This is a genomic window from Hyphomicrobium sp. GJ21, assembly GCF_001006785.1.
Taxonomy (GTDB): domain Bacteria; phylum Pseudomonadota; class Alphaproteobacteria; order Rhizobiales; family Hyphomicrobiaceae; genus Hyphomicrobium_B.
In genome coordinates, this window is the sequence record NZ_CDHO01000001.1 from 277,318 (window position 1) to 292,178 (window position 14,861).

General features: G+C 65.1%; 11 protein-coding genes. All 11 read right to left on the reverse strand.

From position 1 onward, the window contains the following. Positions 1 to 66: 66 nt before the first annotated feature. Positions 67 to 231, reverse strand: coding sequence for a hypothetical protein (locus tag HYPGJ_RS19280; RefSeq protein WP_200185647.1), 165 nt, complete (start codon positions 229 to 231; stop codon positions 67 to 69). Positions 232 to 688: 457 nt separating this feature from the next. Then, positions 689 to 1,090, reverse strand: a complete 402-nt coding sequence (locus tag HYPGJ_RS01400; protein ID WP_046845526.1) for a single-stranded DNA-binding protein — start codon at positions 1,088 to 1,090, stop codon at positions 689 to 691. A 693-nt stretch (positions 1,091 to 1,783) separates the two neighbouring features. Further along, on the reverse strand, positions 1,784 to 2,200 hold the full coding sequence (locus tag HYPGJ_RS01410; protein WP_046845528.1) for a hypothetical protein: 417 nt from the start codon (positions 2,198 to 2,200) through the stop codon (positions 1,784 to 1,786). A gap of 162 nt (positions 2,201 to 2,362) precedes the next feature. Further along, complete coding sequence (locus tag HYPGJ_RS01415) at positions 2,363 to 3,295, reverse strand: DUF2493 domain-containing protein (protein ID WP_046845802.1); 933 nt, start codon at positions 3,293 to 3,295, stop codon at positions 2,363 to 2,365. 322 nt (positions 3,296 to 3,617) lie between these two features. Continuing rightward, entirely contained in the window at positions 3,618 to 4,676 is a 1,059-nt protein-coding gene (locus HYPGJ_RS01420) for a toprim domain-containing protein (protein ID WP_046845529.1), read from the reverse strand. Continuing rightward, positions 4,676 to 9,040 carry a strawberry notch family protein gene (locus HYPGJ_RS01425; RefSeq protein WP_046845530.1) on the reverse strand — a complete coding sequence of 1,455 codons (4,365 nt, stop codon included), beginning with the start codon at positions 9,038 to 9,040 and terminating at the stop codon, positions 4,676 to 4,678. The genes HYPGJ_RS01420 and HYPGJ_RS01425 overlap by 1 nt, the downstream gene beginning before the upstream one ends. Positions 9,041 to 9,217: 177 nt before the next feature. Continuing rightward, entirely contained in the window at positions 9,218 to 9,469 is a 252-nt protein-coding gene (locus HYPGJ_RS01430; RefSeq protein WP_046845531.1) for a DUF6117 family protein, read from the reverse strand. Next, positions 9,466 to 9,882: a hypothetical protein gene (locus tag HYPGJ_RS01435; protein WP_046845532.1), complete on the reverse strand. Its 417-nt coding sequence runs from the start codon at positions 9,880 to 9,882 to the stop codon at positions 9,466 to 9,468. The genes HYPGJ_RS01430 and HYPGJ_RS01435 overlap by 4 nt, the downstream gene beginning before the upstream one ends. 100 nt (positions 9,883 to 9,982) lie before the next feature. Next, complete coding sequence (locus HYPGJ_RS01440; protein ID WP_046845533.1) at positions 9,983 to 12,112, reverse strand: ParB/RepB/Spo0J family partition protein; 2,130 nt, start codon at positions 12,110 to 12,112, stop codon at positions 9,983 to 9,985. Positions 12,113 to 12,271: 159 nt separating this feature from the next. Beyond that, complete coding sequence (locus tag HYPGJ_RS01445; protein WP_046845534.1) at positions 12,272 to 13,222, reverse strand: zincin-like metallopeptidase domain-containing protein; 951 nt, start codon at positions 13,220 to 13,222, stop codon at positions 12,272 to 12,274. Positions 13,223 to 13,389: 167 nt separating this feature from the next. Then, positions 13,390 to 14,811 carry an IS1182 family transposase gene (locus HYPGJ_RS01450; protein ID WP_046845535.1) on the reverse strand — a complete coding sequence of 474 codons (1,422 nt, stop codon included), beginning with the start codon at positions 14,809 to 14,811 and terminating at the stop codon, positions 13,390 to 13,392. Between the last annotated feature and the right edge of the window lie 50 nt (positions 14,812 to 14,861).

Below are 14,861 nucleotides of genomic sequence, written 5' to 3' on the forward strand. Positions count from 1 at the left end.
GCAATCGACCGACGACTGATTCGGTCGTGCCTTTTGCCGAAGGCGAGGGCCGAGGCCCCATCCGGCTCAAGCGAACGGATCAATCTCGCCGACGATGGTGTCGGCCTCTCCATCATATTCCGCGGCGGGCATGACGCTCATGGTGCCGTCGCCGGCTCGATAGATGATGATCGTGACCATCAGGGTGGCGGCGAGGCTGAAGGCGAAGGCTTGGGCGTTGGCGAGGGACATTTTTCGCAGCTCCTGTCTGGAGGCGGGGATCATCCCCGCTCGACAGGCGCCCGATGTGTTTCGGTCGCGGCCGGGGTCATCAGAGAGGCGAAGCCGAGCTGACCGCACGCTTCGCGTAGCGGACCCCACGAGGGTTGACCCCACGCGAGGCCGGGATTGAAACCAGGGTCAGCCTCAAAAAGCGGGGTGGTGCCCGCCAACCGGAGCGGAAATCTTCGCGTTGCGCGCTGCCGTAGCCCTGCCTTCACCCTGATGGTTGCGATACCGTCGAGATGGGGCGCTGCCGCGTGTCCGCCGCCGAATATGGTGGGAACGGAGTCGGGCGCGGCTTTTCGCCTGAGCCGGATGGGGCCTCGGCGTCCATGGCCAGAAAGGGAAGCGCGTGGCGGCCGCGATCCGACGCGCACATGGAAAATCCCGGCGGCTTTCGCCGCCGGGATTTCCGGTATCCCGCCCGTTAGAACGGAATCTCGTCGTCATCGACGGTGTTGTCGCCGTCGTTCTGGGTCTGCTTCGCCCGGCTCAGGAAATCCACCGTCTCGGCGATGATCTCGCAGCCGTAGCGATCGACGCTCTGCTGGTCAGTCCATTTCGTGTAGTGAATGCGGCCGCGCACAAGAACCTTCATCCCCTTCTCGCAATGCTGCTGGATCGTTTTGCCGAGGCCGTTGAAGGCGGTGATGCGGTGCCATTCGGTGTCCTGGACCCGGTAGCCGTTCTCGTCCCGGATGACCCTGCCTTCCGAGTAGCGGGGGCGCGAGGTGGCGAGCGTGAAGTGGGTGATGCTGGTGCCGCCGTTTGTGGTGCGGGTTTCAGGGGCCTGACCGATGTTGCCGGCGAGAATGACGATGTTCTGCATGGTAAGTCTCCGTTGCTTCCCGGAGGGACCATTCCCTCCGACGAGACCCGGCCAAGACCGTCGGGAGACTCCTGCACTGGCGCCTTTGGCGGCAGCTTGACCCCCAAGGCCCGGAGTGGTGCGGGCAGGCGCTTCAGCGCCAACACGGTCCGGAGCCGCGGGGGTTGCCGGAGGAAACAGAACGGACTTAGGGGATCAGTCAGTCGGAGGGATTGGCGCCTCTCGAAAGCCGGAAGACGACGCGCAGCCGAACCATCGGCCTTGCTGGCAAGAGCGCGCGATCAGGCCCAACCGCCACGAAAACGCACCATTCAGAACCCTCTTTGCTTCCTCATGCGTCGCTGCGGACAAGGCAGGCTGGAACGAGAACGGTAATAGCTGTCGGGTTTGGGGCACATGGCGCTGCCCCACCGTATCAGCGCGAAGAGGGGATCCATGCAGATCTGCATGAGGCATGATGAAGGTGTTCGCGGCTATCTCCACGTCGATATGGGACAGACCGCTCCGGCGGGCGGTGATCGCTCTGGCTCCGGGATTCGCTGTCAGACGGCGCTTTTCGAAACGGACGATGCGGATCGAACACGCCGGCGATCGCGTCCCTGATACGGTCGATCTTGTTCTGATCGGGATACCGGACGCCGCGGCGAAAGCCCGCGGGATGTCTCGCGGGAGCGGAGGGTCGCGGCCGTTGCCTCAGCGCGAAAGGACGGCTGTTCCGACCGCGTAGAGGTTGAGCATCGCGGCGATGCCGATGAATAGACCGCCAGCGCCGCACAGCAGATTGAGGACGAGACCTCCGTCGATCATGTGCTTGGCGATGCCGTGGACAAGTGCGTAGCCGGCGATCACGGCGGGAATGGCGAAGATTGCCAGCGCAATAAGACGCAGAGCCGGATTTTTCGCGAAGCCGACGATGGCGATGACCAACGCGATCGAGCCGAGCGCGGCGCTGATGGCGGCAAGGCCGGACATGAGAAAACTCGCATCCACCGCATAGGCATATTGAAACGCGGTCAAACCAGCCGCGAAGGGTAAGGCGTAGATCGCGAGGTTATAGGCGAGCACGCAAAACGCGATCGTCAGGGAGATGGCGAGCAGGATCAGCGTCATGAAAACCTCCGTGCAAACGGTTGAGGATCACGACAGGCTGCCGGGAGACACGCTCCGCCTGCGACTATGCTGCTTCGCCGGTTCTACAAGAATGCTAGTGTATTCTGAACGAGAGCATTTTTCTCGTAAAGACAATTATAGCTGCCGCGATGCGGCGGCGCGTTATGCGCCGCCGTCGAACTTCATGACAGGGATGCCGAGTTTCCGGGCCTTGTCGGCGAGGTTGTCCTGAATCCCGGTGCCGGGGAAATGGATAACGCCGATCGGCATGGTGTCCAGCATCGCGTCGTTGCGTTTGAAGGGCGCCGCCTTGGCGTGCTTGGTCCAGTCGGGCTTGAAGGGAACCTCCACGACCTTGCGATGGGCGGCCCATTTCGCGGCGATGAGTTCGGCGCCCTTTGGGCTTCCACCGTGCAGCAGCACCATGTCGGGGTGCTTGGCGAGAACCTGATCGAGCTTGGCCCAGATCAGGCGGTGATCGTTGAAATCGAGACCGCCGGTGAAGGCAACCTTCGGACCGGGAGGCAGGAGCACCTCGCTTTCAGCGCGACGCTTCGCGGCGAGGAAATCCCGGCTGTCGATCAGCGCGGCGGTGAGGTTGCGATGGTTGACCATCGAGCCCGTGCGCGGGCGCCAGATCGAGTGGGTGTTGCGCTCGAAGTGCTCGGCGGCCTGGTCGCGCATCAGTTCGAAGGCGTTGCGCCGTTCGAGAAGGGTTTGACCCTGTGCCGTCAGGCGTTCGAGTTCGACGGACTTCACCTCGGAGCCATCCTGTTCCCTCTGGAGGCGGCGCTGGGCGATCTCGTTGTCATCGAGTTCGCGTTCGATCCGGTCGGTGGCGCGATGGAAGAGGTTGACCGTGCCCCAGAGCAATTCTTCCAGATCGGGTTCGAGGCGGGTGTCGGAGAGCGCCACCACGAGGGCATCGAAGATGTCGGCGATGCTGCCGGCGATGACGCGGCCTTCCGGAAGCGGTCGCGGATCGGGGTCGTCTTCGAAGGGACGGTAGCCGTAGAGTTGAAGTTCCTGAAGCAGGTGATCGGTCGGAGAGGAGTCGTGGTGCGGCTCGTATGCGGGGTCGCGTTCTTCGGTCATGGCGGCTTTCCTTCGCGGTGTGGCCGCGCCCATCGCGGCCTTCATGGCGACGAAGGCGGCGGGCGGGCCGGACCTGCACCCGCAGCGAAGCGAAGGGCCGGAACACCGTGGAGGATGCTGGAGGCCGGCGATTTTGCCTCGCGATGCAAAGCGTCCGTAGGACGCGGCGGAAAATCGTCGGCCGCAGGCATTGCCTGTCCGGCCCGACTGACGCCCGATCGCCCTCTCAGAAGGCCGTGGGTGTGGCCCTCGACCCCGAAGATCTCGCGCCATGTTCGCAGCCTCTCACGCACCGCCCTGCCGCACCATTCCTTGCAGTCGATCAGGCCGCCAGGGACATGAAGCGGGCGATGTCGCTCGAGGCAACCTGAAGACGCAGATGGGCCGCAAGGACGTCGAAGCCGAGCAGCCGGAGATCCTCGTTGAAGTCCCCGAGCCGTGGCGTGAGCACGATCGTCTCGATCCCGACGGCGCTGGCGCGCTCGATCAGCACGGTCATCGCCTTGTCGCCAGCCGGATCGTTGTCGCGCGCGATGTAGAGTCGTCGCAGCATCCGCGGGAACAGGATGGCCGAGAGATGCGCGGCCGAGAGCGCCGCCATCGACGGCATCTGCGTCAGGACCGATCGGACCGACAATGTCGTCTCGATGCCTTCGCCGGCCGCCATCACCTCGCAGCCCACGCCGAAGCGCACGGCATGACCGAGGAGGTTGCCTATCGCACGCCGCGGCGTCTCGATCGGGGCACGGCCGAGATTGACCTCGCTGAAGCCATGGGGATCGAGCCAGGTGCGATGCGCGCCTGTCAACTTGCCGGATAGGTCGGTGACGGCTGCGATCATCGCGGGCCAGGTTTCGGTCGGGCTATGCTCGTCCGACCGATAGTAGCAGCGCGGATGGAAGCGGAGCGCGCCGGTTTCGTGCAAAGCCGTAATGCCGCGTCTGCGCAAAACCGCTTCGACGAGGGTTCCGCCGATCGGCTGCGACATGGCGAAGAGCCGCCGCGCCGCTTCGGGCGAACCGGCGCTGGTGGACGTTCTGTCGGCCGGCATCCTGGTCCTTTCCGGTTCGGGGTGCGGAAGCGCGAGGAATCGGCGCGCTTCCTCGGCCACATCCTTGAAGTCGACAAGGCCACAACTTTCGCGGATCACGTCGAGCAGATCGCCATGCTCGCCAGCTGCCGCGGCATCGGACCATTTGCCGGCCGGACCTTTCGGCGAATCCTTCAACCGCACGAACATCGAGCGGCCCGGCGTGTTGCGCACGTCACCGACCTGCCAGTAATTGCCTTGACGACGTCCGGCAGACAGATAGTGACGGCACACCGCCTCGGCCTGCCGGCCAAGACGGTGTGCAAGTTCTGCGGCATCGTGATGGGCCATCACGCCGCCTCCCGCTCGCCGACGCGCTCGACCGGCCAGCGGCCCAGCACGCGCTCGAGCACCGCCGGGCCGGCTGTGTCGGTCGGCACGAACATGCGCAGCTTCCAGGAGATGATCTCGTGGAAGAGGCCATAGGCCGAGAGCCGTTCGCGCATCGTGTCGGTGAAGCCGGACAGCTCGATGCGGTTGGCGCCCATGACACGGCAGCGGCGAAGCTGGAGGCCTCCGGCGAGATCGAGGATCGCGCGGCCATCCATCAGCGCCATGAACGCGGCATCCGGCGTCAGCGAAGATGCGCCGGTCGTTGTCGCGTTGGCCGCCCAGGCCGGCGAGACCTTGCGGCCGACGATCCGCTCGCCCTCGTCAGTCTGAAGCCGATAGACGCGGGTGGACTCGTTCGGCAGCCGCTTCCAGATCGGAAGCAGGAGGCCGGTGACGACGTGGATGGTGCTGTCGGAAAATTCCGGCACCTCGCTGATCTCGGCGTTCCAGGCTGTGGAGAAGGCATTCCGATCGGCGTCGACCCAATGGGTCTCGCCCATCATCCTCACCGCGACGTTGTGCGCCTCCATCGGCCGGATCAGCCTGACGCGCCGCTCGATCTCGCCATCGTCGAGCATGATGCTCGTCGTCGGGATCTGCACAGCGGCGCGACCCGACCGCTCGTTAAGCAGCAGCTTGGCGCGCGGATCGTCGAGATGACCGAGCGCATCATCGAGCGTGACCGGACGATTGCGCTCGCGCTTCGTGATCGTCAGCAGCCGGGTTTCCGCGCCGGTGCCCGGATGGGTGTAGATGGTCTGCCGGTTGATGACGGTGAAGCGTTCCGCCGTCAGCGTCTCCAGCCCGACATCATAGGCGCCGCTGGCGATGGCGCCCTCGATCTTCGCGTTCAGCAATTGCTCGAACGCGGTGAACAGAACACCCTGAAGTTCGATGGTGAGCGCGAGCAGCCGGTTGAGAAACGTGGTGATTGGCGGCAGCTCGTCCTTGATGCCGGTCGAATCCATCAACCTCAGGCCGGTGGCCGACTCGAAACGATCGAGCGAGCAGCCCTCGACCTTGCCGCGCACCAGCAGAAGATAGAGCTGGCGCAGCGCATCGCGGGCATAGGCGCTTTCCAGATTATCCTCGGGCCGGAACAGGCCCTGGCCGCCAGTCTGGCGTTGCCCGCGCGTGATCGCGCCTAGCGTATCGAGGCGACGGGCGATGGTTGAAAGGAATCGCTTTTCGGCCTTCACGTCGGTCGCGATCGGTCGGAACAGCGGCGGCTGCGCCTGATTGGTGCGGTGGGTGCGTCCGAGGCCCTGGATGGCAGCGTCGGCCTTCCAGCCCGGTTCGAGCAGATAGTGGACGCGCAGCCGGGTATTCCGCGCTGACAACTCGGCGTGATAGCTGCGGCCGGTCCCGCCCGCGTCCGAGAAGATCAGGACGCGCTTCCCGTCGTCCATGAACGCCTGCGTCTCCGCGAGATTGGCCGAGGCAGCGCGATTTTCGACGGCGAGACGGTCGCCCCCCGGGCTCTGGCCTCCGGCCAGCCCCGAGGGCAGGCTCTTGCGGACGATGCGCCGCGAGCGGCCCGTCACCTCGGCCACCATGTCGGTCCCGAAGTGCTGGACGATCTGGTCGAGCGCACCGGGGACAGGCGGGAGGCTCGCGAGCTTGGCGATCAACTCGTCGCGACGTGCGACAGCTTCGCGGCTCTCCACGGGTTGGCCATCACGGGTGACGGGCCGTGATGACAGATTACCCTCGCTGTCCGTGAACGGCTCGTAGAGCTGCACCGGAAAGCTCGTCTCCAAATACGATAAAACATACTCGCGCGGCGTGATGTCCATGCGAACGTCGTTCCATTCCTCGGTAGGCAGGTCGGCCAGGCGGCGTTCCATCAGCGCCTCGCCGGTCGAGACGATCTGGATGACGGCGGAATGGCCTTCATCGAGATCGCGGCTGATCGAGCGGATCAGCGTCGGCGTTTTCATGCTCGTGAGCAGGTGGCCGAAGAAGCGTTGCTTGGCGCTCTCGAAGGCCGAACGCGCGGCGGATTTGGCCTGCCGGTTCAAGGTGCCGGACGCGCCGGTGATGTTGGCCGCCTCCATCGCCGCGTCGAGATTGTTATGGATGATGGCGAACGCGCCGGCATACGCGTCATAGATGCGCGTCTGCTCCGGCGTCAGCGCATGCTCGACCAGCTCATATTCCACACCGTCGAAGGAGAGCGAGCGGGCGGTGTAGAGACCGAGCGCGCGCAGGTCGCGGGCAAGCACCTCCATCGCCGCGACGCCGCCGGCTTCGATCGCCTCCACGAACTCGGCGCGGGTGCCGAATGGAAAATCCTCGCCGCCCCAGAGTCCGAGCCGCTGGGCGTAGGCGAGATTGTGGACCGTGGTGGCGCCGGTCGCGGACACATAGACGATGCGGGCGTTCGACAGGGCATGCTGGAGGCGCAGACCCGCGCGTCCCTGCTGCGAGGCAACGACATCGCCGCGTTCTCCCTTGCCGCCACCGGCATTCTGCATCGCGTGCGCCTCGTCGAAAATAATCGCTCCATCGAAGTCGGAGCCCAACCATTCGACGATTTGTTTGACGCGCGAAAGCTTCTCGCCGCGGTCGTCGGACCGTAGCGTGGCATAGGTTGTAAATAGGACGCCTTCCGGCAGCGTGATGGGACGCCCTTGCGGGAAACGCGAGAGCGGTGTGACCAGTAGACGCTCTATGCCCAGCGCCGACCAGTCGCGTTGCGCGTCCTCGATCAGCTTGTCCGACTTGCTGATCCACACCGCCTTGCGGCGGCCCTGCAGCCAGTTGTCGAGGATGATCGCGGCCGACTGGCGGCCCTTGCCGACGCCGGTGCCATCGCCGATCATGAAGCCGCGCCGGAAGCGCACGGCATTCGCCGTATCATCGCGCGCGGCGCTGACGACATCGAAGGTCGCATCCACCGTCCATGATCCGGCCAGGTAATCGGCGTGCGCCTCGCCGGCATAGATCACGGTCTCTAACTGTGCGTCGGAGAGCAGGTCGTAGACGTTGGCCGGGAGGTGCGGCCGATAGGCCGGCTTCGGCGGCGCGACGCTCGCCATCGCCGCCGACTGCACGAGTTTCGTGGGATGCGCCCGAGACTCGGAAATGCGGATCGCCTGCAATCTGTATTCTTCATAGATGGCGTCGGAGAGGCGGCCCGCTTCGCCGGCCTGCCAGTCGAGCGTCTCATAGACGAGCGGCAAGCCCTCCGGTTCGGCCATCGGCGCGGCCGGGGCGGTGCTGACTGCGCGATTGAGATAGCCGCGCACACTGCGGGGCGCGGGCGTGACGATCACAGGAACGGCGATGGAGGGATCGACGGGGAACCGCGCGGGCATATGCTCGCCGAGCCACCCCATCAGCGTGGCGACGTCCGGCGCGACGCCCAGAGGATGCGGGAACACGGCCGGATCTTCGGCGGGCAGCTTGTCGATGACGGTCAGCCGCGTGTCGATGGTCGCGCCGTGCTTGGCATAGACCGCTCCGTCGATGGCGGCGGAGAAGACCACGCGGCCACGCTCCTGCAGGCGGGTGAACGCAGAAGCCCAGGCCGGATTGTCGGGCGCGAAGCTGGCGCCGGTGATTGCGACCAGGCGGCCGCCGGGCGCGAGGCGCGCGAGCGCCGAGGCGACATGGCGGAACGCAGCATCGGCGACGCGGCCCTCGACATGCGCCATGACCGAGAACGGCGGATTCATCAGCACGACGCTCGGCACGGTGGCGGGATCGAGATGATCGTCGATCTGGGCCGCGTCGAAGCGGGTGACGGGATCGGCCGAAAAGAGGGAGGAAAGCAGGTCGGCGCGCAGCTCCGCCAGCTCGTTCAGAACGAGCCTGCCGCCCGCGATCTCGGCGAGGATGGCGAGAAGTCCGGTGCCTGCCGAAGGCTCCAGCACGCGGTCAGCCGGCGTGATGGCGGCGGCATGGGCCGCGGCCAGGCCAAGCGGGATCGGGGTTGAGAATTGCTGGAAGGTCTGGCTTTCGGAAGAGCGCCGCGTATGAGTCGGCAGTAGGCTGGCGATCTTGGTCAGCGGGATGAGGCGTGCTGCCGGAGAACCAGCTTTGCGGAAAAGCGCCTTTCCGTATTTACGCAGGAACAGGACGGTCGCCGCCTCGCAGGCGTCATAGGCTGACTTCCAGTCCCAGGCGCCGCTCGCGTCGGACGCGCCGAACGCAGTTTCCATCGCCGCGCGCAGGGTCGCAGCGTCAACGCGCTCGCCTTGTTCAAGATGGGGCAGCAGCAGGCTCGCCGCCGCGAAGATCGCTGCGGACGACTCCCGATCAGAGCTGGGCGGAAGGAGTGCGGCAGCCGGTGCCGCCGATGTGGACGTCATGTTCACGGGAAAAGCCTCGGGAGAGCGGGACAGGATCGAGCCCGCGCAGCGCTCTCTCTCGACCGCACCGGCTCAAATCCGTCCCGGCCTCCCTCTGCCTCTCATTCGGCAGGCCATGGCCAACACGACAAAAGCGCCCCGGCCATATGGCGGGGCGCTTCAAGTGGTCAGATCCAGCCTCGATCAGCAATCAGGATGGATGAAGCCATCCGGATTGTCGGGATTGGGCGGCAGATAGGCATCGTAGGGATTGCCGTCGGCGAGATGGCCGAAGGGCGTGAAGACATAATCGCCGTTGTCGCGCCCCACGGCGCAGATGACATAGCGTGGCGTTCCCGTCTCGGCGTCGAGGCACTCCATGAGCGCGAAACTGCCGTCCGCTGCCGCGCGCAGCAGCGTCTGGAAATTGGTGCTGGCGTGTGCGGGAATGCTCATATCAGCTCTCCTTCGTCGGAGAGCGTCTCGGCGAGCCAGCCATCGGTGTAGGTCCAACCGATCGTCTCGCCGGTCGCGAGGTCGAGGACGTGCGCGCCGCCGCCGAACCCATCGAGCCGAGGGCGCGAGCAGGTGTTGGCGTATTGGAAACCCCATCGGCCCGTCAGCCCGAACTCGGCGGCGCAGATCTTCACGAACGGAATCAGCCGTTCGGGATCGCCGGTGACATCATCGCGCATCCAGAGCTGGGCGCCGCCATGTTCGGGCTGGATCGACAGAAGGAAGCCTTCCGAAGGCGGCTCCTCCGACGCGCCGTCCTCAGACAGCTTGTTGTAGAGGTCGAGCGCGCGGGCGGCGTTGTCGGGCGTGTCGACGTCGAGCAGGCACGAGAAATGAGTGAAATAGCCAGCCATGACGGCCTCCTGAAACGAAAACGCCCGGCGCGATGGCCGGGCTGAGGAACGGATTGGGAAGGACGGCGCGGGACGACTGAAGCCGCCCCGAGCCGGTGTGCTATTCGGCGGCGACGGCGTGCAGGACTTCGTCCTCTTCGTCGGAGGGTTCGTCATCGTCGGCGAGGAAGGCCGGCAGCGCCTCGTCGCCTTCGTCGCTCGTCGCGGGCTCGTCATGCTCGACCATGCGTAGCGGTTCGGGCAGCCAGCCGCTGTCGGCGAGCAGGCGTTCAGCCTCCTTCGCCATGTCGCCCTTCTTCAGATGATCGATGAGCTGGGCAGCGCGTTCGCCCGCGCCTTCGCGCACCGCGGCGAGGATGCGCGGCTTCGTCACGCGGCCGAGATAGTTTTCGACGGTCGGACGGAAGCCCACCTCCACCATGTCGAGGCCGGTCGCGCGCGCCAGCCGATCCGCCTCGGCCATGCGTCGGTCGAGGCCCGACTGCGAGACGCCGCTGCCACTGAACGGATTGGGTCGCTCGTAGAGGGCGTTGACGCCGTAGCTGACGCAATGGGCGAGGAGCGCCAGACGGCTGGCGTCGTCAAGCGCGGCGAGCCAGTCCCACAACGCATCCTCATCCGCAGGCAGGTCCGCCTTCCAGTCCTCATGCCGCTGGGTGATCGCCTTGGCATAGGACGTCTCGGCAAGATCCTTGCCCTGTTCGCGGAAGAAGACGTGATTGATCGACGCCTGCAGGCTTGCGCCGGCGGTGCCGGTGCGCTGGAAGGTGTCGCGCACCAGCTTGTGCAGCAGGGCCGTGAGCGCGATCTGCGGATTGGCCCCGACCGCATCCCGCAGCGCGAGCGTGCGGTGCGCGGTCAGCTCTGTGACGAGCCGTTCGGGCAGTGGCTTGATGACGTCTTCTTCGTCATCCTCTTCCGGCTCGGCCGACTGGCCGCCGATGGTGATGACGGCGCGCTGAACACTGCTCGCGATCCCTGCGTCGGTCCCGGCCGGATCGGTTACGCCATCGGTCTCATGGCCCTTCGCGTCGATCGGCGCCTCGTCCTCCGGACGGACATAGCCGCGATGGACGATGAGCGCGCCATCGCGATCGACGCTGACGAACACGCCGCCGCGCGCGATCTCTGTGGGATCGTAGATGACCGGCCGCTGCTCGAACGCCTCGAGCGCCGCTTCGATCTCGCCGAGGCGCTGGTCGATCTCGTCGGGCAGTTCGTCGGCTTCCGCATATTCCGCTTCGAGCCGGTCATACTCCTCGCGCAGCGCCGCGCGAGCGGCGCGCTCGTCGTCGGTGAGATCGATGGGAGTGCCGGCCAGAATGCGAAGACCCTGATCGTGGCTATAGGGCAGATCGGTGTCGACGCTGATCCACTTCCAGCCTTCGGCCGCGATCTCGTCGGCGATCGCCTTCAGCTTGTCGGAGACCAGGTGGTCGAGCAGCGCCGGTTCCTGAAGCCAGCCACCATCGTCGGTCTCGAACAGGTCGCGAAGGATTTCGCCGCCCGCCGCCTGATAGGCGTCGACGCCGACGAACTGCGCCCGCTTGTCGGAAGCGGGGACGGAGGTTTCGGTGAGAAGCTGGCGGATATGCCAGGGCTGGCGATTATAGGAATGCTGGACCGCCTCCCAGACCTGTTCCTGCCGGGCATGGTCGGGGTTGACGGTGAACGCCATCAGCATCTCCAGCGTCATGCCGTCCTCGGCGTAGATGCCGCAAAGCGTCGGCGAGACGGCCGCCAGGCGTAGGCGCTGCTTCACGATCTGGACCGTGGTGAAGAAGGCGGTGGCGATTTCCTCCTCGGTCATGCCCTTGGTCCGCATGTCGAGGAAGGCGCGGAACTGGTCGAGCGGATGGAGCGCGACGCGCTGCGTGTTCTCGGCCAGGCTGTCATCCTCCGCGAGAATGGGCGTCGAGGGATCGCGCACGACGCAGGGCACCGGGGAGGTCTTGGTCAGGCGCTTCTGCTTCACCAGCAGCGCGAGCGCCTGGTAGCGCCGGCCACCGGCGGGCACCTCGAACATGCCGGTTTCGCCGCCATCGGTATTAAGGACCGGGCGGACATTGAGGCTCTGGAGGAGCGTGCCGCGGCGGGCGATGTCCTCGGCCAGTTCCTCGACCGAAACGCCGGACTTCACGCGCCGGACGTTGGACTGGCTGAGGACCAGCTTGTTGAAGGGAATGTCGCGCGAGGGCGAGAGGGTGAGTTTCTGAACGGCAGTAGCCATCGTGGTAGTCTCCGCGACGGGCGCCGAGAGCCTCTCTCTCGATCCTAAACCCGTCACGAAGCGAAGCGCCGCCCTCTTCCTCTAAAGAGAGCAGCGCCACGGATACGGAACAGAGGAAAGCCGGAAACCCGTATCTCCGCATTTCTGGATTTCAGGGGATCACGCCGCCTGCCGTTCGTCATCGGCCGTGCCGAAATCGGTGTCGGAGGCGAAGCTGAGCAGCCAGTCGGCCGCCTTGCTTGCCTGGGAGGCGGCGCGGACGATGGCGCGATTGTCCTCGCGCAGCACCTCCAGCCAGGAGCCGATGTAGTCGGCGTGGCGGACGGTGGGCACGATGCCGAGCGAGGCGCAGCAGAAGGCGGCGTTGATCTCGGCCACCAGCTCCTCGAATGCGTACTTCTTGGTGCCAAAGGCGCCGGAGAGGTCGCGGTTCAAGCGATGAGCTGCACCGCTGGCGTGCCCCAGCTCGTGCAGGGCCGTCCGGTGCCAGTTGATCGGCTCGAAGTACGCTTGGGGTGGCGGAACCTGCACATAGTCTGGACCTGGCGCATAGAAGGCGCGATCGCCGCCGATGCGGAAGTCGATGCCCGTCGCCCGGATCAGCGCTTCGACCTTCGGCTCGATCAGGCCGGGTGGAGGCGGTGGAACGATCGCGGCGATATCGTCCGGAAGGCCATCGCATTGCGCGGTGTTGAACACCGTGAATCGCTTGAGGAACGGGATCGCGGCAGCTTCCTCACCGGCCTCGCGGGCGCGGCGCTTTTCGTCCTCCGGGGTGAAGCGATCGGCATAGACGACGGTCGTGCCACGCTCGCCTTTGCGGACGTTGCCTCCAAGCGAGAGCGCCTGGCGGAACGTGAGCCAACTCTGACCGGGAAAGCCGTGCTGGATGACGGCGCCCCATAGAATCAGAACATTGATACCCGAGTAATGCCGGCCGGTTGCGCCATTGCTCGGCATGGCGAGCGGCGCTCTGGTCGAGGCCGATCCCCAAGGCTGGACCCAGGGCACGCGCCCGGTTTCCAGTTCTGCGATGATCTTGCCGGTGATTTCGTCATAGAGGCTCGTCCGGTCCTGGCCGGCGCGCGCTTTACCATCTTTCCTGAACATCGCGATTCTCCGCGACGGGCGCCGGAGACCTCTTCCCCAGCCCTTAACCCGTCACGGAAAACCCGTCCGAACTCTCACTCTCAGGGGGCGTTGCGGGGCAGGCTGTGCAGAAACTCAGCGAGGACTCGATGCGGCCGCGATGACGCAAACCGAATAGAGCGGGGTTCTCAGCCCCGCGACATCAGCGCTCCGGTTCCGAAGGCGTTCGAAGCGCGGATAATGTTGAATGCCAGGACCGAGAGGGCAGCTTCGGCTTTCACCCGCCGCAAACCGCGGGTCAGGAAGCGACCTCCGCCAGACATTCGCTTGATGGTGCCGAAGGGATGCTCGACCGTGCAGCGCCGGATCGTCATAAGATCAGGTTTCTCCTGAACCCGACGTTCCATCCGATCGAGCGCGCCCTGATCCACGAGCCTGTGAATGGTGCGCTGATATCCCGGCGTACACTGCTGTTTGATCTGGCAAGTCTGGCAGGCGGGCGTTCTGTAACGGATCGCCCGATTTCGGGTATGCTTGCCCTTGGGATACATGGTTTCACCAGCAGGGCAGCGGATCGTGTCGGTCTGCTCGTCATGGACGAATTGCACGGGGCGGAAGTATTGCGCGCTCATGGCCCCGCGCTTGATCGGCGCTGCCACGCGGACGCCGTCCTGTTCGCAACGCGCGACTTCCTGCGCGTTCGAGTAGCCTCCGTCCGCCAGCACTTCGAGCTGGTCGACGTCGAGCACTTCTTTTGCCGCTATCGCCATTGGATGCAGCAACTGGCTGTCGTTGGCTTCGTTGGCGACATCGTTGTGAATGATCAGCCCGCTTTCGATATCGACGACACTCTGGAGATTATAGGCCGGGAACTTCGGCGCCCGGCCATATCCCATTGGTCGTGCATCCGGCTCTCCGAAGACCACGACGTTGGTATCATGCTCAGCAAGTTCGGCCTGCCGCTTTTCCAAGCGCTGCTTACGGCGTTCGAGTGACGCGATCGCGCTGGCAAACGCCGCGCGATTGACCGTCTGATCGCGCGCGCGCTCCGAGTGTTGATCTGCTATGTTGAGGCGGTCGAGATAGTAGGCGATTTCTGTTTCGGTATGAGCGATGTCGCGTGCCAGACGATCCGCTCCTGCAATATTCTTCGCGCTGGCAACCGCCCGCATCTTTGTTCCGTCCAGCGCCACCTTGCCAGGAGTGACCAAGCCGTTCTCGCGACAGAAGCTGATGAATGCGGCTCCCGTGCGGATGATCGCTTCGGGGTTGTCGTGCCGGAACGCCGCAATGGTCCGATAGTCCGGGGTCATGCGCCGCATCAGCCAGATGGCCTCCAGATCGCGCTGGCAGGCGCGCTCCAATTGTCGCGATGAACGCAACTGGTTCAGGTAGCCCCAGATGTAGAGCCGCAGCATGTCGCCGGGGTGATAGCCAGGTCGTCCTGTCGGGGCAGAGACGGTGCGCTCGAAGCCGAGCGCCGTGAGATCGAGGGTTTCGACGAAGGCATCAATGACGCGGACGAGAGAGTCCTGCGACACGTAATCTTCAACACAGGCGGGCAGCAGTAACGGCTGGCTCCGGTCATATCCCTCAATAAAGCGTCCCATCGTGCCCCCGTCCCGCAAATAATTAAGTGTACCATCCGCAGGTGAATAAC